General features: G+C 37.5%; 23 protein-coding genes. 20 read left to right on the forward strand and 3 right to left on the reverse strand.

Annotation, left to right across the window (positions count from 1 at the left end; translation table 11 throughout):
- Positions 1-405: class II fructose-bisphosphate aldolase (locus BM012_RS10710; RefSeq protein ID WP_197232479.1), on the forward strand; the 405-nt coding region annotated here is incomplete at its 5' end.
- A 96-nt stretch (positions 406-501) separates the two neighbouring features.
- Positions 502-1,149, forward strand: coding sequence for a fructose-6-phosphate aldolase (fsa, locus tag BM012_RS10715; RefSeq protein WP_061804814.1), 648 nt, complete (start codon positions 502-504; stop codon positions 1,147-1,149).
- 43 nt (positions 1,150-1,192) lie between these two features.
- Here the strand turns inward: fsa and BM012_RS10720 are convergent, their stop codons facing one another.
- From BM012_RS10720 to BM012_RS10730, 3 genes are read right to left on the reverse strand one after another with little or no spacing between them, the layout of a single operon-like run.
- The gene (locus tag BM012_RS10720; protein WP_061804813.1) at positions 1,193-1,852 is read right to left on the reverse strand and encodes a DUF1129 family protein; all 660 of its coding nucleotides are present in this window, start codon (positions 1,850-1,852) and stop codon (positions 1,193-1,195) included.
- 43 nt (positions 1,853-1,895) lie between these two features.
- The gene (locus tag BM012_RS10725) at positions 1,896-2,567 is read right to left on the reverse strand and encodes a G protein-coupled receptor family protein (RefSeq protein ID WP_061804812.1); all 672 of its coding nucleotides are present in this window, start codon (positions 2,565-2,567) and stop codon (positions 1,896-1,898) included.
- Position 2,568: 1 nt separating this feature from the next.
- Positions 2,569-2,892 (reverse strand): PadR family transcriptional regulator, encoded by a 324-nt coding sequence (locus BM012_RS10730; protein WP_061804811.1) that lies wholly within the window; start codon positions 2,890-2,892, stop codon positions 2,569-2,571.
- Between the two features lie 402 nt (positions 2,893-3,294).
- Here BM012_RS10730 and BM012_RS10735 point away from each other — a divergent pair, with 402 nt between their 5' ends.
- From BM012_RS10735 to wecB, 18 genes are all read left to right on the forward strand, one after another.
- Positions 3,295-4,581: a UDP-N-acetylglucosamine 1-carboxyvinyltransferase gene (locus tag BM012_RS10735; protein WP_061804810.1), complete on the forward strand. Its 1,287-nt coding sequence runs from the start codon at positions 3,295-3,297 to the stop codon at positions 4,579-4,581.
- Between the two features lie 24 nt (positions 4,582-4,605).
- On the forward strand, positions 4,606-5,574 hold the full coding sequence (gene glpX, locus BM012_RS10740) for a class II fructose-bisphosphatase (RefSeq protein WP_061804809.1): 969 nt from the start codon (positions 4,606-4,608) through the stop codon (positions 5,572-5,574).
- Positions 5,575-6,156: 582 nt separating this feature from the next.
- Positions 6,157-7,431, forward strand: coding sequence for a transcription termination factor Rho (rho, locus tag BM012_RS10745; RefSeq protein WP_061804808.1), 1,275 nt, complete (start codon positions 6,157-6,159; stop codon positions 7,429-7,431).
- 134 nt (positions 7,432-7,565) lie between these two features.
- Complete coding sequence (rpmE, locus tag BM012_RS10750) at positions 7,566-7,766, forward strand: 50S ribosomal protein L31 (protein WP_019394784.1); 201 nt, start codon at positions 7,566-7,568, stop codon at positions 7,764-7,766.
- A 225-nt stretch (positions 7,767-7,991) separates the two neighbouring features.
- Positions 7,992-8,564 carry a thymidine kinase gene (locus tag BM012_RS10755; protein WP_019394785.1) on the forward strand — a complete coding sequence of 191 codons (573 nt, stop codon included), beginning with the start codon at positions 7,992-7,994 and terminating at the stop codon, positions 8,562-8,564.
- A gap of 195 nt (positions 8,565-8,759) precedes the next feature.
- Positions 8,760-9,809: a 2,3-butanediol dehydrogenase gene (locus BM012_RS10760; RefSeq protein WP_061804807.1), complete on the forward strand. Its 1,050-nt coding sequence runs from the start codon at positions 8,760-8,762 to the stop codon at positions 9,807-9,809.
- A 235-nt stretch (positions 9,810-10,044) separates the two neighbouring features.
- The gene (prfA, locus tag BM012_RS10765) at positions 10,045-11,121 is read left to right on the forward strand and encodes a peptide chain release factor 1 (RefSeq protein ID WP_321170003.1); all 1,077 of its coding nucleotides are present in this window, start codon (positions 10,045-10,047) and stop codon (positions 11,119-11,121) included.
- Positions 11,121-11,987 (forward strand): peptide chain release factor N(5)-glutamine methyltransferase, encoded by an 867-nt coding sequence (gene prmC / locus BM012_RS10770; protein WP_082802597.1) that lies wholly within the window; start codon positions 11,121-11,123, stop codon positions 11,985-11,987. The genes prfA and prmC overlap by 1 nt, the downstream gene beginning before the upstream one ends.
- A gap of 119 nt (positions 11,988-12,106) precedes the next feature.
- A complete protein-coding gene (gene spoIIR, locus BM012_RS10775) occupies positions 12,107-12,811 on the forward strand; it encodes a stage II sporulation protein R (RefSeq protein WP_061804805.1) in 705 nt (234 codons plus the stop codon).
- A 63-nt stretch (positions 12,812-12,874) separates the two neighbouring features.
- Positions 12,875-13,321, forward strand: a complete 447-nt coding sequence (locus tag BM012_RS10780) for a GNAT family N-acetyltransferase (protein ID WP_061804804.1) — start codon at positions 12,875-12,877, stop codon at positions 13,319-13,321.
- A gap of 174 nt (positions 13,322-13,495) precedes the next feature.
- Entirely contained in the window at positions 13,496-14,539 is a 1,044-nt protein-coding gene (locus BM012_RS10785; protein ID WP_061804803.1) for an L-threonylcarbamoyladenylate synthase, read from the forward strand.
- 68 nt (positions 14,540-14,607) lie between these two features.
- Entirely contained in the window at positions 14,608-15,168 is a 561-nt protein-coding gene (locus BM012_RS10790; RefSeq protein ID WP_061804802.1) for a manganese efflux pump MntP, read from the forward strand.
- 76 nt (positions 15,169-15,244) lie between these two features.
- The gene (locus BM012_RS10795) at positions 15,245-15,679 is read left to right on the forward strand and encodes a low molecular weight protein arginine phosphatase (RefSeq protein WP_061804801.1); all 435 of its coding nucleotides are present in this window, start codon (positions 15,245-15,247) and stop codon (positions 15,677-15,679) included.
- 77 nt (positions 15,680-15,756) lie between these two features.
- Positions 15,757-17,040 carry a methyl-accepting chemotaxis protein gene (locus tag BM012_RS10800; RefSeq protein ID WP_061804800.1) on the forward strand — a complete coding sequence of 428 codons (1,284 nt, stop codon included), beginning with the start codon at positions 15,757-15,759 and terminating at the stop codon, positions 17,038-17,040.
- An 83-nt stretch (positions 17,041-17,123) separates the two neighbouring features.
- Positions 17,124-17,627, forward strand: a complete 504-nt coding sequence (locus tag BM012_RS10805; protein ID WP_061804931.1) for a TIGR01440 family protein — start codon at positions 17,124-17,126, stop codon at positions 17,625-17,627.
- Positions 17,628-17,845: 218 nt separating this feature from the next.
- A complete protein-coding gene (locus BM012_RS10810) occupies positions 17,846-19,087 on the forward strand; it encodes a serine hydroxymethyltransferase (protein WP_061804799.1) in 1,242 nt (413 codons plus the stop codon).
- 336 nt (positions 19,088-19,423) lie between these two features.
- Positions 19,424-20,053: a uracil phosphoribosyltransferase gene (upp, locus tag BM012_RS10815; RefSeq protein ID WP_019394797.1), complete on the forward strand. Its 630-nt coding sequence runs from the start codon at positions 19,424-19,426 to the stop codon at positions 20,051-20,053.
- Between the two features lie 22 nt (positions 20,054-20,075).
- Positions 20,076-21,221 carry a non-hydrolyzing UDP-N-acetylglucosamine 2-epimerase gene (wecB, locus tag BM012_RS10820; RefSeq protein ID WP_061804798.1) on the forward strand — a complete coding sequence of 382 codons (1,146 nt, stop codon included), beginning with the start codon at positions 20,076-20,078 and terminating at the stop codon, positions 21,219-21,221.
- Positions 21,222-21,277 lie beyond the last annotated feature (56 nt).

Genomic DNA, 21,277 nt, shown 5'->3' on the forward strand with positions numbered 1-21,277 from the left:
GGCGTAATTTACGCAGATGCACAAGAATGTAAAGAGCTTGTAGAGCGTACAGGTATCGACTGCCTAGCTCCAGCACTTGGTTCTGTTCATGGTCCTTACAAAGGGGAGCCAAACTTAGGATTCAAGGAAATGGAAGAAATCAGTGGTCTTACAAACATGCCGCTTGTATTACACGGTGGTACTGGAATTCCAACAAAAGATATCCAAAAAGCGATTTCTTTCGGTACAGCTAAAATCAATGTAAACACAGAAAACCAAATTTCTTCTGCAAAAGCTGTTCGTGAAGTATTAGCAACAGACGCTGAAGTATATGATCCACGTAAATACCTAGGACCAGCTCGTGAAGCAATTAAAGAGACTGTTATTGGTAAAATGCGTGAGTTTGGTTCTTCAAACAAAGCATAATTAAACATGTGAGGAAGTCTTTTTTGCAAGCTTCCTCACTTTTATATCTTTCTTGTAACCGTTTTAAATAAAAGGAAAAGAGAAGGGATGAGGAAAATGAAATTTTTTATCGATACAGCAAATCTAGATGAAATCAAAGAGGCACATGAATTAGGAATTCTAGCTGGTGTTACAACAAATCCTAGCCTAGTTGCAAAAGAGAATGTATCTTTCGAAGAGCGTTTAAAAGAAATCGCTAGTCTTGTTCCAGGATCTGTAAGTGCAGAGGTTATTTCATTAAAAGCGGAGGAAATGATTGAAGAAGGAAAAGAGCTTGCTCAAATTTCTCCGAATATTACGATAAAAGTTCCAATGACTCCCGATGGCTTAAAAGCTGTCAAATATTTTTCTGAAGCGGGCATTAAAACAAACGTTACACTTGTTTTCTCTGCAAACCAAGCACTTTTAGCAGCACGTGCAGGTGCAACATATGTATCTCCATTTTTAGGACGTCTTGATGACCTTGGTCATGATGGATTAGATTTAATCAGTGAAATTGCCGAAATCTTTGCAATTCATGATTTACCAACGGAGATTATTGCTGCAAGTATCCGTCATCCGTTACATGTTAAAGAAGCAGCCTTACGTGGTGCAGATATTGCGACAATTCCGTTAAAAGTTATCATGCAACTTTTCCACCATCCATTAACAGAACAAGGTATTGAGAAATTCCTACAAGACTGGGAAGCTCGTGTGAACGTTTGATAGATGAAAAAATCCCTCTAGAAATATCTAGAGGGATTTTTTGTTAGACCCATTCATTCTGAAGGGACTTAGACCATTTTTTTAAAGTATATTGAATCAGGAATAATGATAAGGTAATAAAGAAACTAATGGAAAGATTAATAGGCAATGTCCAAACACCTTCAAATAAATACCTTGAGACAATAAAAGATGGAATACTTAATGCTCCAACGATGATAGTGATCACAGTCCATAACTTTGAATCTGCGTTTTTAAGTAACTTCATGAAGCAAGCAATAAGAAGAGCTAAAGAAATTAAGCTAATAAGATAAGGAATGATTGAAAAGGTATCTTTTGAGAATCTATCAAAGAATGTGCTAAGAAACTGCCCTGCTGTTTCGACAATAAACATCCACATAAGCATTAAGGTTCCAAAATAAAAGGCATCAATTAGCTGAACTGATTTTGTTTCCTTAGGTAAGTTCGCTACAATATCTTTACTATATTGTTTTAAGTCCCGACCAAATAAATCTTCTGCATTTTTTCCATGTTTTTGCCCTGTGATTAAGTGCTCAATAATTTCTAAAAGCGTTTCCTCTATTGCGCGTTCAGAAACATTGCTTCCTCTTACATAGGCAAGCACTATTTCGTAAGCAGCAGCATTTCCCCTTGTTAAACTTCGTTGAAGAATAGTATTCCTTTTAATTAGTTCTTCTGTAGTCAACGTTTTTTGCTCCTTTTATAGGTTTTTTAGTTTATGTGAATGCTTAGCTGTAGGAGATTTTTGTTTCAAGATGTATTGAATATTTTTTAAATGCGTATTGAAGAGTGAAAAGTAGACAAGTAATAGAGATGCTTATTAACAGATTCATCGGAATTGTCCATATGTCTTTAAAAATTTGGTCTGTGAGAACGTATAAGATAGTACCGATGACGAACGTAGAAACTCCAAGGGCAATCCAGCCTTTTGAGCCATAAACACTATTTTTAATAGCTTTTAAAACTGCCCAAATGATAATCCATGTAAAAGGCCATGAAATTAAAAAGGGAAGGAGGGAAATACGATCTTCTGAAAAAGCAGGGTAGAAGAGACCAATGATTTCTCCAATAGTTTTAGGAATAAACATCCACATAAAAATTAAAGTATTGAAATAAAGCATATTCATAAATTGAAGAGCTTTTGTTTCCTTAGGTAGATTGACTAATACATCATCACAATAAGCCTTTGAATCAGAGCCGAAGATTTCTTCCGCCATTTTGCCATTTTGCTGTCCAATAACGAGATGTTCCAATATTTCAAGTAACGCTTCTTCTGTGGCTCGCTCAGATAGTGAGTTCAGTCTTATATAGACAACCATATTCTCGTAAACTTTTTCGTTATGAGTATTTAGGGATGCCTGTAGTTCCCTATTCCTCTTAATAATATCTTTCATATTCAAGCTACATCTCTCCTTTCAACTGACTAACGGCCCCAATGATATCATCCCAATTTTCTTCAAACTGCTTTAAGGCTTCTTTTCCTTCACTTGTCAGTTTGTAGTATTTTCGGTTTGGACCTGATGGAGAAGGTTTCATTGTGCCTTTAATCCATTTTAGTCTTTGCATACGAGCAAGCACTGGATAAATACTTCCTTCTTTCACCATAGTTAGCCCTGCCTGATGAAGACGCTCACTAAGTTCATATCCATATACTTCTTTTTGAGAGATAACAAGCAAAATACAGCCTTCTAGTATCCCTTTTAGTAACTGGCTTTGATTATCCAATTGTTCTCATCACCACAATTCTTACCTATATTGTTTTGCAAGGTAGATTACATACATTATATTCCAGTCTATATTGTTTTGCAAGGTACCTATATTCATTTATTGAAATTTGAGGAAGTAAGAATTGTTTTTTTAGGCAAGAATGATATATTGTATGGTAGAAGAAGGTTGAGAATAAGAAAAAAGATAGGGGTTAAAAAGAATTACTTTTTTCTTTATATGTGTGAAAAACCCTATCGTCATCCTTTTTTGAAAGTGTTATCATAAGGTAGTCTATTATAAATTGTTTAAAGTTTTTATTATTTTTGTAACATATAAGTTATTATCGGCAATAATGATGACGAACGTATAATACGTAACTCTGACATAGTAGAACATCGGTCTGCTAGAAAGGAGAATAACATGGAAAAATTGAAAATTGAAGGTGGTCACAAGTTAAAAGGTGAAGTGAGAATAAGCGGGGCTAAAAATAGTGCTGTTGCTTTAATTCCTGCTACGATTTTAGCTGAGTCGCCTGTTACAATCGAAGGTCTTCCTGATATTTCGGATGTTGCCATCCTAAGCAGCTTAATTGAGGAAATTGGCGGAAGTGTTTCAATGGATGCTCACGAGCTTAAAATAAATCCTGAAAAGATGATTTCTATGCCGCTCCCAAATGGAAAGGTGAAAAGGCTACGAGCTTCTTATTATTTAATGGGAGCTATGCTTGGAAGATTTAAGAAAGCAGTTGTTGGACTTCCTGGAGGATGTCATTTAGGTCCTCGTCCAATAGACCAGCATATTAAAGGCTTTGAAGCTCTAGGGGCAAAGGTGACCAATGAGCAGGGAGCTATCTATTTGCGAGCAGAAGAGTTAAAAGGAGCACGTATCTATTTAGATGTTGTCAGTGTTGGGGCTACAATTAATATTATGCTTGCAGCTGTAAGAGCAAAAGGGCGCACTGTTATTGAAAATGCGGCGAAAGAGCCGGAAATCATTGATGTTGCTACCCTTCTTACAAGCATGGGAGCACGTATTAAAGGGGCAGGAACAGACGTTATTCGTATTGATGGAGTTGATCATCTAAGCGGTTGCCGTCATTCCATTATTCCTGATCGGATTGAAGCAGGTACATACATGATAATGGCGGCTTCAATGGGAGAAGAAGTGTTAATTGACAATGTAATCCCTAAGCATATCGAACCATTAATTGCAAAACTTCGTGAGATTGGAGTAGAAGTGCAAACGAAAAATGATCAAGTGCTTATTAGAGGAAAAGAAAACTTAAAAGCAGCAGATATTAAGACACTCGTTCACCCTGGATTCCCAACAGATTTACAGCAACCAATTACAGCTCTTCTAACAAAAGCAGAAGGGACAAGCATGGTAACTGATACTATTTATAGTGCGCGCTTCAAACATATTGATGAATTAAGAAGAATGAACGCTTCTGTAAAAGTAGAGGGTCGTTCTGCTATTATTAATGGTCCAACAGAGCTTCAAGGAGCAAAAGTGAAAGCTTCTGATTTGCGAGCAGGTGCAGCACTTGTAACAGCAGGATTAATGGCAAAAGGTATCACTGAGATTACTGGACTTGAGCATATTGACAGAGGGTATAGTCATCTCGTTGATAAACTCTCAGGTTTAGGTGCAGTTATTTGGCGCGAACGTATGACAGAACAGGAAATTGAGCAATTTCAAAATTCTTAAATCACCGACTGGAGATGGATGAGAATGGAAAGAAGTTTATCAATGGAGTTAGTTCGTGTAACAGAAGCAGCAGCTCTTGCATCAGGACGATGGATGGGAAGAGGAAAAAAAGCAGAAGCAGATGAGGCTGCTACATCTGCAATGCGTGATGTTTTTGACACAATCCCAATGAAAGGGACTGTTGTGATTGGTGAGGGGGAAATGGATGAAGCGCCAATGCTATATATTGGTGAGAAGCTTGGTACAGGTTATGGGCCACGTGTTGATGTTGCTGTTGACCCTCTTGAAGGAACAAATATTGTTGCAGCAGGAGGGTGGAATGCCCTAGCTGTATTAGCTGTTGCGGATAATGGGAACTTACTTCATGCCCCTGATATGTATATGGAGAAAATTGCTGTAGGTCCGGAAGCTGTTGGCAAAGTTGATATTAATGCTTCTGTTATTGATAACTTGAGAGCGGTAGCAAAAGCTAAAAACAAAGATATTGAAGATGTTGTAGCAACAGTCCTAAATCGTTCACGTCATGAGAGAATCATTGATGAGCTTCGTGTAGCAGGTGCACGTATTAAGCTTATTAACGATGGAGACGTTGCAGGGGCTATTAACACAGCTTTTGACAATACAGGCGTTGACATTTTATTTGGTTCAGGCGGAGCGCCAGAAGGTGTTTTAGCTGCTGTTGCTTTAAAATGTTTAGGTGGGGAACTTCAGGGGAAGCTTTTACCACAAAGTGAAGAAGAATTAAAACGTTGTAAAGAAATGGGCATTGAGGATGTTGATCGCGTTCTTTATATGGATGACCTTGTAAAAGGGGAAGATGCCATCTTTGCAGCGACAGGGGTAACAGATGGTGAACTTTTAAAAGGTGTTCAATTTAAAGGATCTATCGGTACAACTCAATCACTTGTTATGAGAGCAAAATCCGGTACAGTTCGTTTTGTTGATGGTCGTCACAGTCTGAAGAAAAAGCCAAACCTAGTTATTAAGCCATAACGGAACTTTTTAACCATAATTAAAATTAGAGCTATCATATCTTGTATTTCTTTTGATAATGTACTATTTTAATAGTTGTATAAAGTCTAATGATCAAGCGTTGCCAGATTGAGGCAACGCTTGATATATTACTGGAATTTGTTTCCATTTCCTTTATAGTGACATTAGCCTAAAATGAAGGAAATGAAGGGATGAGCGCGAATTTATCTTTAATCTCCATTTCTAAGTCCCATTGTGATAGCTCACCTTTTTTGTTGATTAAAAAGTGTAAAAAGGGTTAGAATAGAGAATGCTACACAAATAGAAAAACACTACTCTACTCTTTATACTTCTGTTTATCTTATCTCAACTGCTTTTTATCCAGAACAAAGTAGTAAAGATGAACTCCTACACGTTAGAAGTTTTAATTTATCTTCTCCTAAAATATAGATTGATCCCAGCGGAAAAATAGTAAAAGAATTATTTAGGAAGAACAGGCTAAACGAGTATTTAGTTTTTTTATCATTGTTTGTGCAAGCTTTCCTAATGCTTTATAAAATCTTGCATTTTTGAAAAATTTTATCTTGAAAAGTGGTGTTTTCCATGAGCTTAACATTATCGAGTTTAGAAAATATGAAATTAAAAGAATTATATGAGCACGCTCGTGAATATAGTGTTTCATACTATAGTAAGTTAACTAAAAAGGAATTAATCTTTGCAATTTTAAAAGCACAAGCTGAAAAGGATGGCTTACTATTTATGGAAGGTGTTCTTGAAATTATTCAATCAGAGGGTTTTGGTTTTTTACGTCCAATTAACTACTCTCCAAGTTCAGAAGATATTTATATTTCAGCATCTCAAATTCGTCGTTTTGATTTGCGTAACGGAGACAAAGTTTCTGGGAAAGTACGCCCTCCTAAAGAAAATGAACGTTATTATGGTTTGTTACACGTGGAAGCGGTTAACGGAGATGATCCAGAGTCTGCAAAAGAACGTGTACACTTCCCTGCGTTGACTCCAATTTATCCAGATCGTCAAATTACGCTTGAAACAAAACCAAATCACTTATCGACTCGTGTGATGGATTTGATTGCTCCTGTTGGTTTTGGTCAGCGTGGTCTTATTGTAGCCCCGCCAAAAGCAGGGAAAACAATGCTTTTAAAAGAAATTGCTAACAGCATTGCTACAAATAATCCAGAAGCAGAGCTTATTGTTCTTCTTATTGACGAGCGTCCTGAAGAAGTAACAGATATTGAGCGTTCTGTAGAAGGGGATGTTGTTAGTTCAACATTTGACGAAGTTCCAGAAAACCATATCAAAGTAGCAGAACTTGTTCTAGAGCGTGCTATGCGTTTAGTAGAACATAAAAAAGATGTTGTTATCTTAATGGATAGTATTACAAGATTAGCTCGCGCTTATAACTTAGTTATTCCACCAAGTGGACGTACGCTTTCAGGCGGTATTGATCCTGCAGCGTTCCACCGTCCAAAGCGATTTTTTGGGGCTGCCCGAAATATTGAAGAAGGCGGTAGTTTAACTATTCTTGCAACAGCGCTTGTTGATACAGGTTCACGTATGGATGACGTTATTTATGAAGAGTTTAAAGGTACAGGAAACATGGAGCTTCATCTTGACCGTTCACTTGCTGAGAAGCGTATCTTCCCTGCGATTGATATTCGTCGTTCAGGTACTCGTAAAGAAGAAATGTTGATCCCGAAAGAGCATCTTGATCATTTATGGGCAATCCGTAAAACAATGGCAGATGCTCCTGACTTTGTTGATAAGTTTATGCGTCGTTTACGTCAAACGAAATCAAACGAAGATTTCTTTCAAGCATTGACAGAGGAAAGAAAAGCGGTCACACACGGCAAACGTTAACATTTTCTTCTTATAAAACAATGCTATTGCAAAAGAAGTAAACCCTTGTTATAATTCAAAGATGTGCGACATCACGCAATCAGCGTGGATATAACTCTGTTTCAGATGATTCAGGGCGGAAGGAGATGAAAAACATGAAATCAGCAATTCATCCGGATTATAAAAAAGCGACAGTAAAATGTTCTTGCGGAAATGAATTTGAAACTGGTTCTGTTAAAGAAGAGGTACGCGTAGAGGTTTGCTCTGAGTGCCATCCATTCTACACAGGACGTCAACGTTTTGCTTCTGCAGACGGTCGTGTTGAACGTTTCAATAAAAAATACGGTCTTAAGTAATCGTAAATATGTACGATCAAAACAGGCAAGCGGCTCAAGCTCTTGCCTGTTTTTTACATAGTGAAACATAAAACGTTTATATTATCATAGGGCACCTAGGAAGATATGTATAAAACTTATCTTCTTTTTAATGTGTTTCGCTCTAAACATAGAAAAGCGTAACGTATGGAAAGCTAATCCTAAGGATATGTAAAGAGAGATGAATAACAAGGTAAGGAGAATTTGATGGCACAGTTATTTTTTAAATATGGCGCAATGAATAGTGGAAAATCAATTGAAATTTTAAAAGTGGCAAACAACTATGAGGAACAAAATAAAACAGTCCTTATGTTTACTTCTGGAATTGATACAAGAGATGAAATTGGATATGTCTCAAGTAGAGTTGGCCTTCGTCGAAAAGCTATTCCAATATTTGATGACACCGACATCTTTAATATTGTCTTGGATCATTCTCCAAAGCCGAACTGTATCCTTATTGATGAAGCTCAGTTTCTTAATAAAGATAACGTTTTACAGCTTGCTCGTATTGTAGATGAACTCAATATTCCTGTTATGTGTTTTGGACTCAAAAATGATTTTCAAAACGAACTTTTTGAAGGAAGTCGTTATTTATTAATTTATGCTGATAAAGTAGAAGAAATGAAGACAATTTGCTGGTTTTGTGAGCGTAAAGCAATTATGAATTTACGCGTAGATGATGCTGGGAAGCCTGTTTATACAGGAGAACAAATTCAAATTGGGGGAAATGATTCCTACTATCCAGTTTGTCGTAAATGTCATGCTAATCCGCCTCTGTAAAATAAATAGTAATGGAAAAAGCGATGAAAATTCTTTTCTAGTTGAAGAGTTTTTATCGCTTTTTCTTATAATAAAAGGTAAACATGGACATTTTTTTACAATATATTCTTTATTATTGAAAATTTTACATAATAGGGGTAGATTGATGGTGAAAAGGTTTTTATTTACAATTATTCACTCTAGGAGATGAAACATATGAAAGCGTTGAGATGGCATGGAGTAAAAGACTTAAGACTAGAAGAAATTGAAGAACCATCAGTTCGAGAAAGCGAAGTGAAGATTAAAGTTGAATGGTGTGGGATTTGTGGAAGCGACCTGCACGAATATACAGCAGGACCTATTTTTATCCCAACAGAAACACCGCATCCATTAAGCGGTGACAAAGCACCTGTTACATTAGGTCATGAGTTTTCTGGAAGAGTTGTTGAAGTAGGTAAAAATGTAACAACAGTTAACGTAGGGGACAGAGTTGTTGTAGAACCGATTTATGCTTGTGGTGAATGTGAAGGATGTAAACAAGGGAAATACAATCTCTGTGATAAAATGGGTTTTTATGGACTTGCAGGTGGTGGCGGGGGTTTTTCAGAATATGCTTCAATCCCAGTTGAAATGATTCATAAAATTCCAGAAACCGTTTCCTTTGAACAAGGCGCACTTGTTGAACCAGCAGCAGTTGCTCTACATTCTGTACGTCAAAGTAAATTCAAAGTAGGTGATAAAGCAGCTGTATTTGGAGTAGGTCCAATTGGACTTCTTGTTATCGAAGCATTAAAGGCATCAGGAGCTTCAGAAATCTATGCAGTTGATTTATCACCGCAACGTCTGCAAAAAGCGAAGGATTTAGGTGCTATTGTTATTAATCCTAAGGAAGTTGATCCTATTGAACATATTCACAAGCTAACAAATGGTGGGGTTGAAGTAGCGTATGAAGTAACAGGAGTTTCTCCTGTGTTAACTCAAGCTATTAAATCAACAAGAATCGGTGGAGAGACAATGATTGTAAGTATCTTTGAAAAAGAAGCTTCTCTTCATCCTCAAAATATTGTGATGAAAGAAAGAACAGTAAATGGGATTATCGGATATCGAAACGTATTTCCTGCTGTAATTAGTTTAATGGCTCAAGGTTACTTCTCAGCAGAAGATCTTGTGACAAAACGGATTACACTTAATGAGGTAATTGAAGAAGGATTTGAAGGTCTTCTTCGAGAGAGAGATCAAGTGAAGATTCTTGTTCAAGCAAAATAAGGAAAAAAGGTAGGGAACTTTGTTTCCTCCTTTTTTATAAGAAAGAGAATGGTTCATCACCTTTATTTTGTAGGCTTATTTGCTTTTGACGTTTGCTACAGCCTATACTATAATTATAATGTTATGGATAAAATTTGATTTCCACTTAGAAGTGTCTATATTTCACTACTGTAAAGGGTGAGATGAGACATTTATTCAGATGTCTTTAAGACGCGATTAAGGGAATATAATAGAGGTGAAGAACGTGTTTGATCGTTTAGATTCAGTAGAAATGCGTTATGATAAATTAAATGAGCTATTGAGTGATCCTGAAATTGTAAATGACGCAAATAAACTTCGTGAGTATTCAAAAGAACAGTCTGATATTCAGGAAACAGTTGAAGCATACCGTGAATATAAAGAAGTAAAAGAGCAGCTTGACGAAGCAAAATTAATGCTTGAAGATAAGCTTGATGTTGAAATGAAGGAAATGGTAAAGGAAGAAATCTCGGAGCTTTCTGAACGTGAAGAAGAGCTTGTTGAACGTTTGAAAATCTTACTTGTGCCAAAAGATCCAAATGACGATAAAAACGTAATTATGGAGGTTCGTGGTGCAGCAGGTGGAGATGAAGCAGCTCTATTTGCAGGAGACCTTTATCGTATGTACAGCCGTTATGCAGAAGCAAATGGTTGGAAAACAGAAGTAATGGAAGCAACATCAACGGGTGTTGGTGGTTATAAAGAAATCATCTTTATGATTAGCGGAAAAGGCGCTTATTCAAAGATGAAGTTTGAAAATGGAGCACACCGTGTGCAACGTGTACCAGAGACAGAATCAGGTGGACGTATTCATACATCAACAGCAACGGTTGCTTGCTTGCCAGAAGCAGAAGAGGTTGAGGTTGATATCCATGAAAAAGATATTCGCGTTGACACCTTTGCATCAAGCGGTCCAGGTGGGCAAAGTGTAAATACAACAATGTCAGCTGTTCGTTTAACCCACGTACCAACAGGTGTTGTTGTATCATGTCAAGATGAGAAATCTCAAATCAAGAACAAAGAAAAAGCGATGAAGGTTTTACGTGCTCGTATTTATGATAAATTCCAGCGTGAAGCACAGGCTGAATATGATCAAAACCGTAAACAAGCGGTAGGAAGTGGAGATCGTTCTGAGCGTATTCGCACGTATAACTTCCCACAAAACCGTGTAACAGATCACCGCATTGGATTAACAATCCAAAAACTTGATCAAATCTTGCAAGGTAAACTTGATGAAGTGATTGAAGCACTTATCATGGAAGATCAAGCTCAACGTATGGAAGAGTCGATGTAATGATGAAAAACAGAACAAAAATTTTTGAAGTCCTTAAATGGGCTTCTTCTTTTTTAGAAGAACATAATCGAGATCAAAATGCAGGTGAACTTCTTTTGATTCACCATTTAAAAACAACGCGCTCAAAACTTTTAGCTTCTCTTCATGATGAAGTAAGCCAGGAGATCTTCTCTGCTTTTGAAGCTGATGTACAACGTCATGCTGAAGGACTTCCAATTCAATACCTCATTGGAAAAGAGAGTTTTTATGGGCGAGACTTTTTAGTAAATAAGGAAGTATTAATTCCACGTCCTGAAACGGAGGAGCTTGTCTTTCATGTTTTACAGAAGATAGAGCAAAAATGGGGAAGCAATAAGAAACTGAACGCTGTTGACGTTGGAACAGGCAGTGGGGCAATTGCGATTACCCTTGCACTAGAAAATCCAAATTTAGCTCTAAAAGCTATTGATATTGCTCCAGCTTCAATTGAAGTGGCAGAACAAAATGCTCGGTTGCTCGGAGCAGCTGTTGAATTTCTAGAAGGAGATATGCTATCTCCATTAATAAAGATGGGAAAAAAGGCAAGTGTTATCGTATCTAATCCTCCCTATATTCCAAGTTGTGATATTCATACACTTTCCCCTGTTGTGAAAGAACATGAGCCAATGCGTGCTCTTATTGGAGGAGAGGACGGGCTTGATTTTTATCGTCAACTAATGCAAGAACTTCCTGATGTATTAGAAAAAGACGGAATCGTAGCGTTTGAAGTTGGAGTTGGACAAACAAAGGATGTAGGAAACATGCTGCAAGAAACTTTTCCGACAGCGGATGTAAAAGCAATTGATGACATTAACGGCAAAGATCGAATTGTTCTAGCAAGTCTTTAAGTCAAATTCCTCTTTTAGGAGAGGAACTTCTTATCTGAAAAAATAAAAGAATAATAGTTTTCAAGGTTTAAGAAAGCAAATTTTGCCCATACTGTTCTAGTGAGAGGGCGGTGTGGGAAATGAAGAAACAAGCAATTATTTTTTTATTACTTTTATTTGTAGGAGCATATCTCCAAGTTACAGGAAATGGAACAGCACAGGCCACTGAACGAACGGTTATTCCAAATGACGCTATAAGGCTTCGAATTTTAGCTAATAGCGATAGTGATAAAGATCAAAAAGTAAAGCGTATGGTTCGCGATGAAGTGAACAAGGAAATTAATAAGTGGGTAGAAGAGCTAACATCTTTTGAAGAAGCTAGTAAAGTAATTCAAAGTAATCTTCCAGAAATTAAGGAAATTGCTAATAGAGTTCTTAAAGAACAAGGGTTTTCATATGAAGCAAACGTTAAATTCGGTAAAGTATCATTTCCAACGAAACTTTATGGGAATTTATTATATCCTGCTGGAGAATATGAAGCAGTATTGATTACGCTTGGAGAAGGCGAAGGCGCAAATTGGTGGTGTGTATTATTTCCGCCTATGTGTTTCCTGGATTTCTCAAACGGTCAAGCTATTCCAGAACAAGAAGGTGTAAAAGCTTCTGAATCAACTTCAAAGCCGGTGAAAGAAGAAGTGACACAAACAGAACCATCAGTAAATGTAGAGGAAGAAGAAACAAAAAATACTAAACCAAAAAAGAAAGAAAGCAAGATAGAAGAGAAAGAACAAAAACCAGAAGTGAAGTTCTTTGTTGTAGAATGGTTTGAAAAAGTGGTCTCTTAGTTCTATTTCTCTTTCCTCTTCATAGAGTAGGTAGTAGATATCAAAGACTAGGGGGAAAGAGAGATGCATTTACGCTATGCTGAGAAGAGTGATGCAAGAAATATACTTGCCTTTATTGAGAAAGCTGGAGTTGATTCAGAAGGGATTAAGGAGCAAATACAACATTTTGTTTTAATGGAGGACAAGCAAGGAAATCTACAGGGAACGCTAGGCATTTATAAACTAGGTGATAAAGGGCTTCTGCGCTCTCTTGTTATGAGTGAAAAAGTAAGTCAGGAAGAAATCTTAGCGCTCTTTCACGAAGCTTTTCGACTTGCATGGCAAAAAGAGTTGAAAGATTTGTACTTAGTGACGAATAAAAGCAGTGCTTTGCCGTTTTTCCATCTGCTTGGTTTTCAGGAAGTTCCTCCAGTAAGTTCACCATCTGTTTTCCAACGATTTTATCAAGAAGCTGTTGAGGAAAATGAAGAAATTTATTTTATGCATTATAATGTAAAGAAAGAAGCGTAGAAAAGCTGTTGATAACTTTTATAAAAAATACTATCCACAGAGTTATTAACACCCCAGCGCCTTTTATCCACAAAATGTGGACGAAGGGCGCTTATTGGTGCTATTTTTAGTAAAAAAGCGAGTAGAATCCCTGTTTTAGTGGGAATGAATAAAAAGATAATAGGAGGTAAGAAGATGAAAACAAACATGTGGATTGTGGATAATTCAGAAAATAACGTGAATAGTTATCCACAACTCGAAGAAGCTGCTTCTTTATTAAAAAAAGGGGAAGTTGTGGCTTTTCCAACAGAGACAGTTTACGGTCTTGGAGCAGATGCAACAAATGATAAAGCAGTGAAGAAGATTTTTGAAGCCAAAGGTCGACCAAGCGACAATCCTCTTATTGTACATATTGGGAATGCTAATCAGCTTGATGGACTTGTTGAGGAAGTACCCTTAAAAGCTAAAAAACTCATAGAAGCCTACTGGCCTGGCCCGCTTACACTTATCTTAAAAAGTAAAACAGGCGTCTCTCAAGGAGTGACAGCAGGGCTATCAACAGTTGGCGTTCGTATGCCTTCGCATCCTGTAGCTCTTGCTCTTCTCCAAAAAGTAAACCTTCCTATTGCAGCTCCAAGTGCAAATTTGTCTGGCCGACCTAGCCCAACTACTGCACAGCACGTTTACGAGGATTTACAAGGAAGAATTGCGGGGATTGTTGATGGGGGTCAAACAGGAGTAGGTCTTGAATCAACAGTATTGGACTGTACATGTGAACCGCCCCTTATTTTGCGACCAGGTGGTGTTACAAAGCGACAGTTAGAAGAAGTTATCGGAAAAGTTGAAGTTGACCAAGCATTATTAAAAGAAGAGGAGAAACCAAAATCTCCGGGTATGAAATATACGCACTATGCACCAAATGCTCCTCTTTTCATTGTATCTGGAACACGGGAGTTTATGCGAGAGACTATTATGAAAGCACAAGAAGACGGAAAGAGAGTAGGTGTTCTTTCTACAGAAGAAAACCATTCTTTCTATCCAGGAGATAAAGTCATTGTATGTGGACATCGAGAAGATCAAGCTTCAATTGCTGCCTCTTTATATGATTCATTGCGAGCTTTCAATCAGGAGGACCTTGATATTATTTATAGTGAAAGCTTTGAAAGAGAAGGGTTAGGAGAGGCGATTATGAATCGTCTTGTTAAAGCTGCAGGACATAAAATCATTTCAGAAGAATAGAACCATTCTAAACCCCTTTGGACGTGCATATGGTGAATTAGGATATGTACACCTGAGGGGGAGAAAAAATGACCTTGCCTGATTTTGCGAGTGAGTTTCTTACGTTATTTGTGATGGCATTTGCACTAGGAATGGATGCTTTTTCAATCGGTCTTGGAATGGGCCTTATTCAATTGAGGATGAAACAGATTTTTTACATTGGTCTAACTATTGGTATTTTCCATTTCATTATGCCTTTGTTAGGAATTGGAATGGGTCGTTTGCTTTCAGCGAAATTTGGGATGTTTGCAACATATGTTGGAGGAGCTCTTCTTCTTTTCCTTGGCGTGCAAATGATTTACTCGTCTTTTAAAAAAGGAGAAGATATACTAATAAAACCGGTTGGATTGGGTCTTATTGTTTTTGCTTTAAGCGTTAGTTTAGACAGTTTTTCAGTGGGACTTAGTCTAGGGATTTTTGGAGCAAAAACGTTGCTTACTGTTATTGTGTTTGGAGCTGTCAGCATGATATTAACGTGGATAAGCCTTTTACTTGGACGTCGTGTTCAAGGATTGTTAGGGGCTTATAGCGAGGTGCTTGGGGGAAGTATCCTTCTTGCGTTTGGTATAAAATTGCTCTTGCCATTTTAACTTTTTATAATAGAAAGAAGAGGAACAAAAGCTCAAAGATTTGAGCTTTTTATTTTTTAGAGAGAAGGTTGATTATATGAAGAGAGTTTTGTTCGTTTGTACAGGTAACACGTGCCGTAGTCCAATGGCTTCTGCATTGCTGAAGGAAAGAAAGGATTTTGAAGTTCAGTCAGCTGGAATATTTGCAGGAAAAGGAATGCCCATTTCCGCTGCAGCCTCTCAGGCTTTATTAGAAAGAGGAATAGAGCATAATCACCGCTCACAGCCCTTTACATCAGAGCTTGCAGAATGGGCTGATTATATTTTTACGATGACAAATCAACATAAGCAATTAATTGTTAGTCAGCATCCCTCTGCTGCTAAGAAAACATTCACATTGCATGAATTTTCTACTTCATCAGTTGGAGATGTACAAGATCCATATGGGGGAGATCTCTCTATCTACCGAGAAACACTCGGTGAATTAGATGAGCTTATTCGTCAACTTATCCTTAAATTAGCCGATAAATAGGACAGAAGTTCATTATCTCTAAATGCTGCATGGAAGGCATTGTAGAGGGGCATTTATCGGATAAGTGAGGGGTCTTTATGACGAAGCAGTATAAATTTAATTTAAGATTTAAGCTTGTATTTTTCACTTTTATTTTAGCAATCATCACCTATTCCACAAGTGCTTTTTTTCTATATTTTGTCTATCCCCATGCAGGAGAATTGATGAGTCAGACAGTCTTTACAGCTCTTGTTCTCACGCTTGGGGTATTTTGGACAGGGTTGTTAATGTTTTTAGCGACAGGTTTCATTATCCGTCCTTTGCAAAAGTTAGAGATTGTAGTAAATAAAGCAGCTGAAGGTAATCTCAGTGATGAAGTAAATCTAAAACTTTCAAATGATGAAATCTATGGTATCGGACAAGCTTTTAATAGTATGCTACAAAATATGCGTGACATAATTATGACCATTGACGAGAACACAAATAAAGCAAATGAGTGCGTGCTTCAAATCTCTAATTTAGCAGATGATGCCTTTAGACATTCTTCGCATATTTCCCAAACAATTGATGAAATATCAGAGGGTGCTGAGAACTCTGCAGCTGCTATTGAAGAAACAGCAGAATCTATTGAGCATGTGCTTGTTCTAGCAGGAGATGTGCGGGGAAAAGCACTGGATTCAAAGCGTCTTTCTGAAACAATGGTTGGATCTCTAGATGGAACAAGTGAAGCAACAGTTGGGCTTATAAAAGGGCTAGAACGATTGGTTGAGCAGAATGGTCAATCTTTGCAAGCTGTTGGCCAACTTAAGAAACACGCCCAACAAGTAGAAGATATTATCTCACTTGTAGGGGACATTTCGAGGCAGACCAATTTGCTTGCATTAAATGCCTCGATTGAAGCAGCACGGGCAGGGGAGCATGGAGAGGGATTTGCTGTTGTAGCAGAAGAAGTGCGTAAATTGGCTGATGAAAGTGCACAAGCTGTAAAAAGTATTACAAAGCTTATTCAAAATATTCAAAATGGGATTAGTGAAGTTGTAAATCAAATTCATCACCAAGTCGAAATCGGAAAGCAAGAAGTGTTAAAAGGGGATAAAACACAAAAAGTATTAAAAGATATGAAAGAATCTGTTTATGAGGTTTCTTCCTCTGTTGAAACTATTGTTTCTTTCTCGCAGCAGCAAGTACAAAACATAGGTCAAACATCAAGTCAATCTCAGGAAGTAGCAGCAATCGCTGAAGAAACATCAGTAGGTGCAGAAGAAGTAAATGCCGTAATTAAGGAACAGCTTCATTTAATGAAAGAAGTTAGTAATGTTGCAAAATATTTAGCAGAACAAGCTGAGCAATTGAAATCCACAATTCAACGTTTTAAGTTATAATGAAGGAAAGTGCGAATATTAACCGTGGAGAGGTGTTTACTTTGAGTAATAACTTCAGCAGTCTAGCGAGTGATTTTCAGGCAATGTTGACTGACTTTTCAGAACAAGTTTCTTTGCATGATAAAACACTAGTCATTGGTTGCAGTACAAGTGAAGTGAGCGGGGAGAGAATCGGAACAGCGGGCAAGAGCCCTGTAGCAGAGACGATTTTTTCTTCATTGGACAAGCTTAGTAAAGAAAAAGGAGTCAAATTAGCTTTTCAATGTTGTGAACATTTAAATCGAGCTATTGTTGTTGAAAGGGAGACGGCGAAAGAGCATGGATTAGATCCTGTAAGTGTTATTCCAGCAGCAAAAGCTGGCGGATCAATGGCAACGTATGCTTACGAACATATGAAAGACCCTGTTGTAGTGGAAGAAATAAAAGCTGAAGCTGGAATTGACATTGGTGACACATTTATTGGAATGCATTTAAAAGCTGTTGCTGTTCCTGTTCGGTGTCAAAGCAATAAACTTGGAGAAGCACACGTTACTTTTGCTACAACAAGACCTAAGTTCATTGGTGGGGCCAGAGCAACATATGCTTAAAAAATAGGCTTATTAACATATATTTTCATATTGAAAATCAGTTAATGTTCGTGTTTAAATAGAGGTGAACGTTGTTATTTGCCCTTTTTCTATTTATTTTTATATAAAACATGAACTTTTATAAAAAATAGCCTCTCATAGTTAAGGAAATGTGCTACAATAGGGAAAGACTTAGGACTAAATAACAAAAAGTACCGTAAAAGAAGGGGAGGACCACCATGGAAAAACTTTCAAAACAAGATCCAAAAATCTATAATGCCATTCAAGATGAGCTATCAAGACAAAGATCTAAAATCGAGCTGATTGCTTCAGAAAACTTTGTAAGTGAAGCTGTTATGGAAGCACAAGGTTCAGTATTAACAAATAAATATGCAGAAGGTTATCCTGGCCGTCGTTATTATGGCGGATGTGAGCATGTTGATGTTGTTGAGGATATCGCACGTGATCGTGTAAAAGAACTTTTTGGGGCAGAACATGCTAATGTTCAACCTCACTCAGGTGCACAAGCTAACATGGGTGTTTATTTCACAATTCTAGAACAAGGTGATACGGTTCTTGGTATGAACTTATCACACGGTGGACATTTAACACACGGAAGTCCTGTTAACTTCAGCGGTGTTCAATATAACTTTGTAGAGTACGGTGTAGACGAAAAAACACATCTTATTGACTATAATGATGTAAGACAAAAAGCAGTAGAACATAAACCAAAATTAATTGTTGCAGGTGCAAGTGCATATCCACGTGAAATTGATTTTGCTCGTTTCCGTGAAATTGCTGATGAAGTTGGCGCATATTTAATGGTTGATATGGCCCACATTGCTGGACTTGTTGCAGCTGGTCTTCATCCAAACCCAGTTCCATATGCAGATTTTGTAACGTCAACAACTCATAAAACATTACGTGGACCTCGTGGTGGTTTAATTTTATGTAAAGAAGAGTTTGCGAAGAAGATTGACAAAGCGATCTTCCCAGGTCTTCAAGGTGGTCCACTTATGCACGTTATTTCAGCGAAAGCAGTAGCATTTGGAGAAGCATTAGAGGAAGATTTCAAAACATATGCTCAACAAATCATTAATAATGCAAAAGCATTCGCAAGCGCTCTAAAAGAAGAAGGATTCTCTATTGTTTCAGATGGAACGGACAACCATTTAATTCTAATCAATGTAAAAGAGATGGGATTAACAGGTAAAGTAGCTGAAGAAGCTCTTGATTCAGTAGGAATTACAACAAATAAAAATGCTATCCCTTATGATACAGAAAGCCCATTTGTAACAAGCGGTATTCGTATTGGTACTGCAGCAGTTACAAGCCGTGGTTTTGGGGAAGAAGATATGAAAGAAATTGCTTCAATTATGAGTCTAACATTGAAAAATGTAGAAGATGAAAGCAAACTTGCAGAAGCAAAAGAACGTGTTGAAGCTTTAACAAGCAAATTTACACTTTACCCAACATACTAAAGATCGAAAAGGCACGTCTTGAGGACAGCTCAAGGCGTGCCTTTTTATCGTCTTAAAAAAGCTTTATTCCAGAAGAAGGACTTGAACTCACTTTTTTTTTTCTGTAAAATAAACGCAATGTGTTTATTTCGTTTAGGCGATATTACAAACGAACCGTTATTTATGATAAACAGTATTACATATTGCTGGTGAACGCTTTTCGCTTTTTATTGCTGTGCGTACTTGACGGCAGAACATGTGAGGCTAACAAGATTTGAGAGGTATTCTAAAAGTAAGATTTCTTATTTTAGAATGCCTTGTTCCATGTGTAACATTTTAACTAAAGGAGATGTAATTGTGGGAAAAGTATATGTGTTTGATCATCCGTTAATTCAGCATAAGTTAACGTATATTCGTGATAAAAGTACAGGAACGAAAGAATTCCGTGAGCTTGTGGATGAAGTAGCAAGCTTAATGGCTTTTGAAATTACAAGAGATTTACCTTTGCAAGAAGTAAACGTTGAAACACCAGTTTGTGAAGCTACATCGAAAGTATTAGCAGGTAAAAAACTGGGGATTGTCCCAATTTTACGTGCAGGCCTTGGAATGACGGAAGGAATTTTAAAACTTATTCCTGCGGCAAAAGTAGGGCATGTTGGTTTATATCGCGACCCTGAAACACTAAAACCAATTGAATATTACGTAAAACTTCCTCGTGATGTTGAAGAACGTGACTTTATCGTTGTAGATCCAATGTTAGCTACAGGGGGATCTGCGGTTGAAGCGATTAACTCTCTGAAAAAACGTGGAGCAACAAGCATTAGATTTATGTGTTTAGTAGCAGCACCTGAAGGAGTAGAAGTGATGCAAGAAGCTCATCCAGATGTTGATATTTATATTGCAGCATTAGATGAAAAGTTAAACGATCACGGCTATATTGTCCCAGGTCTTGGGGATGCAGGAGACCGTTTGTACGGAACGAAATAAACAAAATAAAAGGTGATGAAAAATGGCTAAGCGGATTAAAGTTATGACTATTTTTGGGACACGTCCGGAAGCAATTAAAATGGCTCCTCTTGTACTTGAACTAAATAGTCGCTCAGAACAGTTTGAATCAATTGTTACAGTAACAGCACAGCATAGAGAGATGCTTGATCAAGTTCTGTCCATCTTCAACATTACACCAGACCATGACCTTAACATTATGAAAGATCGCCAAACACTTATGGACGTAACAACAAGAGGTCTTCAAGGTCTTGATGCTGTAATGAAAGAAGTGCAGCCTGATATTGTCCTTGTCCACGGAGATACAACAACAACTTTCATTGCAAGTTTAGCAGCTTTCTACAATCAAATTGTTGTTGGACATGTTGAAGCTGGATTAAGAACATGGAATAAGTACTCTCCGTATCCTGAAGAAATGAATCGTCAATTAACAGGTGTGCTAGCAGATTTACACTTTGCTCCAACAAATAAATCAGCAAACAACTTAAAGATAGAAAACAAAGAAGAAGAAAACATCTACATTACAGGAAATACAGCTATTGATGCACTTCAAACAACAGTAGACGAAAGTTATCATCATGAAATCTTAGAAGGTCTTGGTGACCATCGTTTAATTCTTTTAACAGCACACCGTCGTGAAAATTTAGGTGAGCCGATGCGCAACATGTTTAAAGCGGTAAAAAGAATTGTCGAAGAGCATGACGATGTACGAGTAATTTACCCTGTTCACCTTAATCCAGTTGTGCGTGAACTAGCTGATGAGGTGCTTGGCAATGATCCGAGAATTCAGCTTATTGAACCGCTTGGAGTTGTAGATTTTCACAACTTTGCTTCACGTGCACATATCATCCTAACAGATTCAGGTGGAGTGCAGGAAGAAGCGCCTTCATTGGGTGTTCCTGTTCTTGTTCTTAGGGACACAACAGAGCGTCCTGAAGGAATTGAAGCAGGAACATTGAAGCTTGCGGGATTAGAAGAAGAACATATTTATAAGCTTACAAAAGAGCTTTTAGAAGATAAGGAAGCATATGAGCAAATGGCAAAAGCCTCAAATCCATATGGAGATGGACGTGCTTCAGCTCGTATTGCAGATGCTATTTTGTATCACTTTAAACAAAAAGAAAATCGACCTGATACATTCAATCCATAAAAGGTCTATATGATAAAGAAACATCTCTCGCATGAAAAGCGCTGTTTGTGAAACGC

Source organism: Priestia endophytica DSM 13796, from assembly GCF_900115845.1.
GTDB lineage: Bacteria > Bacillota > Bacilli > Bacillales > Bacillaceae_H > Bacillus_I > Bacillus_I endophytica.

What these genes read in the sequence shown, in the direction of transcription:
- rho (WP_061804808.1), top strand. Translation starts at nt 6,157, where the DNA reads ATGAGCTTAACATTATCGAGTTTAGAAAATATGAAATTAAAAGAATTA.
- rpmE (WP_019394784.1), top strand. Translation starts at nt 7,566, where the DNA reads ATGAAATCAGCAATTCATCCGGATTATAAAAAAGCGACAGTAAAATGT.
- glpX (WP_061804809.1), top strand. Translation starts at nt 4,606, where the DNA reads ATGGAAAGAAGTTTATCAATGGAGTTAGTTCGTGTAACAGAAGCAGCA.
- BM012_RS10790 (WP_061804802.1), top strand. Translation starts at nt 14,608, where the DNA reads ATGACCTTGCCTGATTTTGCGAGTGAGTTTCTTACGTTATTTGTGATG.
- BM012_RS10785 (WP_061804803.1), top strand. Translation starts at nt 13,496, where the DNA reads ATGAAAACAAACATGTGGATTGTGGATAATTCAGAAAATAACGTGAAT.
- BM012_RS10810 (WP_061804799.1), top strand. Translation starts at nt 17,846, where the DNA reads ATGGAAAAACTTTCAAAACAAGATCCAAAAATCTATAATGCCATTCAA.
- wecB (WP_061804798.1), top strand. Translation starts at nt 20,076, where the DNA reads ATGGCTAAGCGGATTAAAGTTATGACTATTTTTGGGACACGTCCGGAA.
- BM012_RS10800 (WP_061804800.1), top strand. Translation starts at nt 15,757, where the DNA reads ATGACGAAGCAGTATAAATTTAATTTAAGATTTAAGCTTGTATTTTTC.
- BM012_RS10755 (WP_019394785.1), top strand. Translation starts at nt 7,992, where the DNA reads ATGGCACAGTTATTTTTTAAATATGGCGCAATGAATAGTGGAAAATCA.
- BM012_RS10735 (WP_061804810.1), top strand. Translation starts at nt 3,295, where the DNA reads ATGGAAAAATTGAAAATTGAAGGTGGTCACAAGTTAAAAGGTGAAGTG.
- BM012_RS10805 (WP_061804931.1), top strand. Translation starts at nt 17,124, where the DNA reads ATGTTGACTGACTTTTCAGAACAAGTTTCTTTGCATGATAAAACACTA.
- prmC (WP_082802597.1), top strand. Translation starts at nt 11,121, where the DNA reads ATGATGAAAAACAGAACAAAAATTTTTGAAGTCCTTAAATGGGCTTCT.
- spoIIR (WP_061804805.1), top strand. Translation starts at nt 12,107, where the DNA reads ATGAAGAAACAAGCAATTATTTTTTTATTACTTTTATTTGTAGGAGCA.
- BM012_RS10780 (WP_061804804.1), top strand. Translation starts at nt 12,875, where the DNA reads ATGCATTTACGCTATGCTGAGAAGAGTGATGCAAGAAATATACTTGCC.
- BM012_RS10795 (WP_061804801.1), top strand. Translation starts at nt 15,245, where the DNA reads ATGAAGAGAGTTTTGTTCGTTTGTACAGGTAACACGTGCCGTAGTCCA.
- BM012_RS10760 (WP_061804807.1), top strand. Translation starts at nt 8,760, where the DNA reads ATGAAAGCGTTGAGATGGCATGGAGTAAAAGACTTAAGACTAGAAGAA.
- fsa (WP_061804814.1), top strand. Translation starts at nt 502, where the DNA reads ATGAAATTTTTTATCGATACAGCAAATCTAGATGAAATCAAAGAGGCA.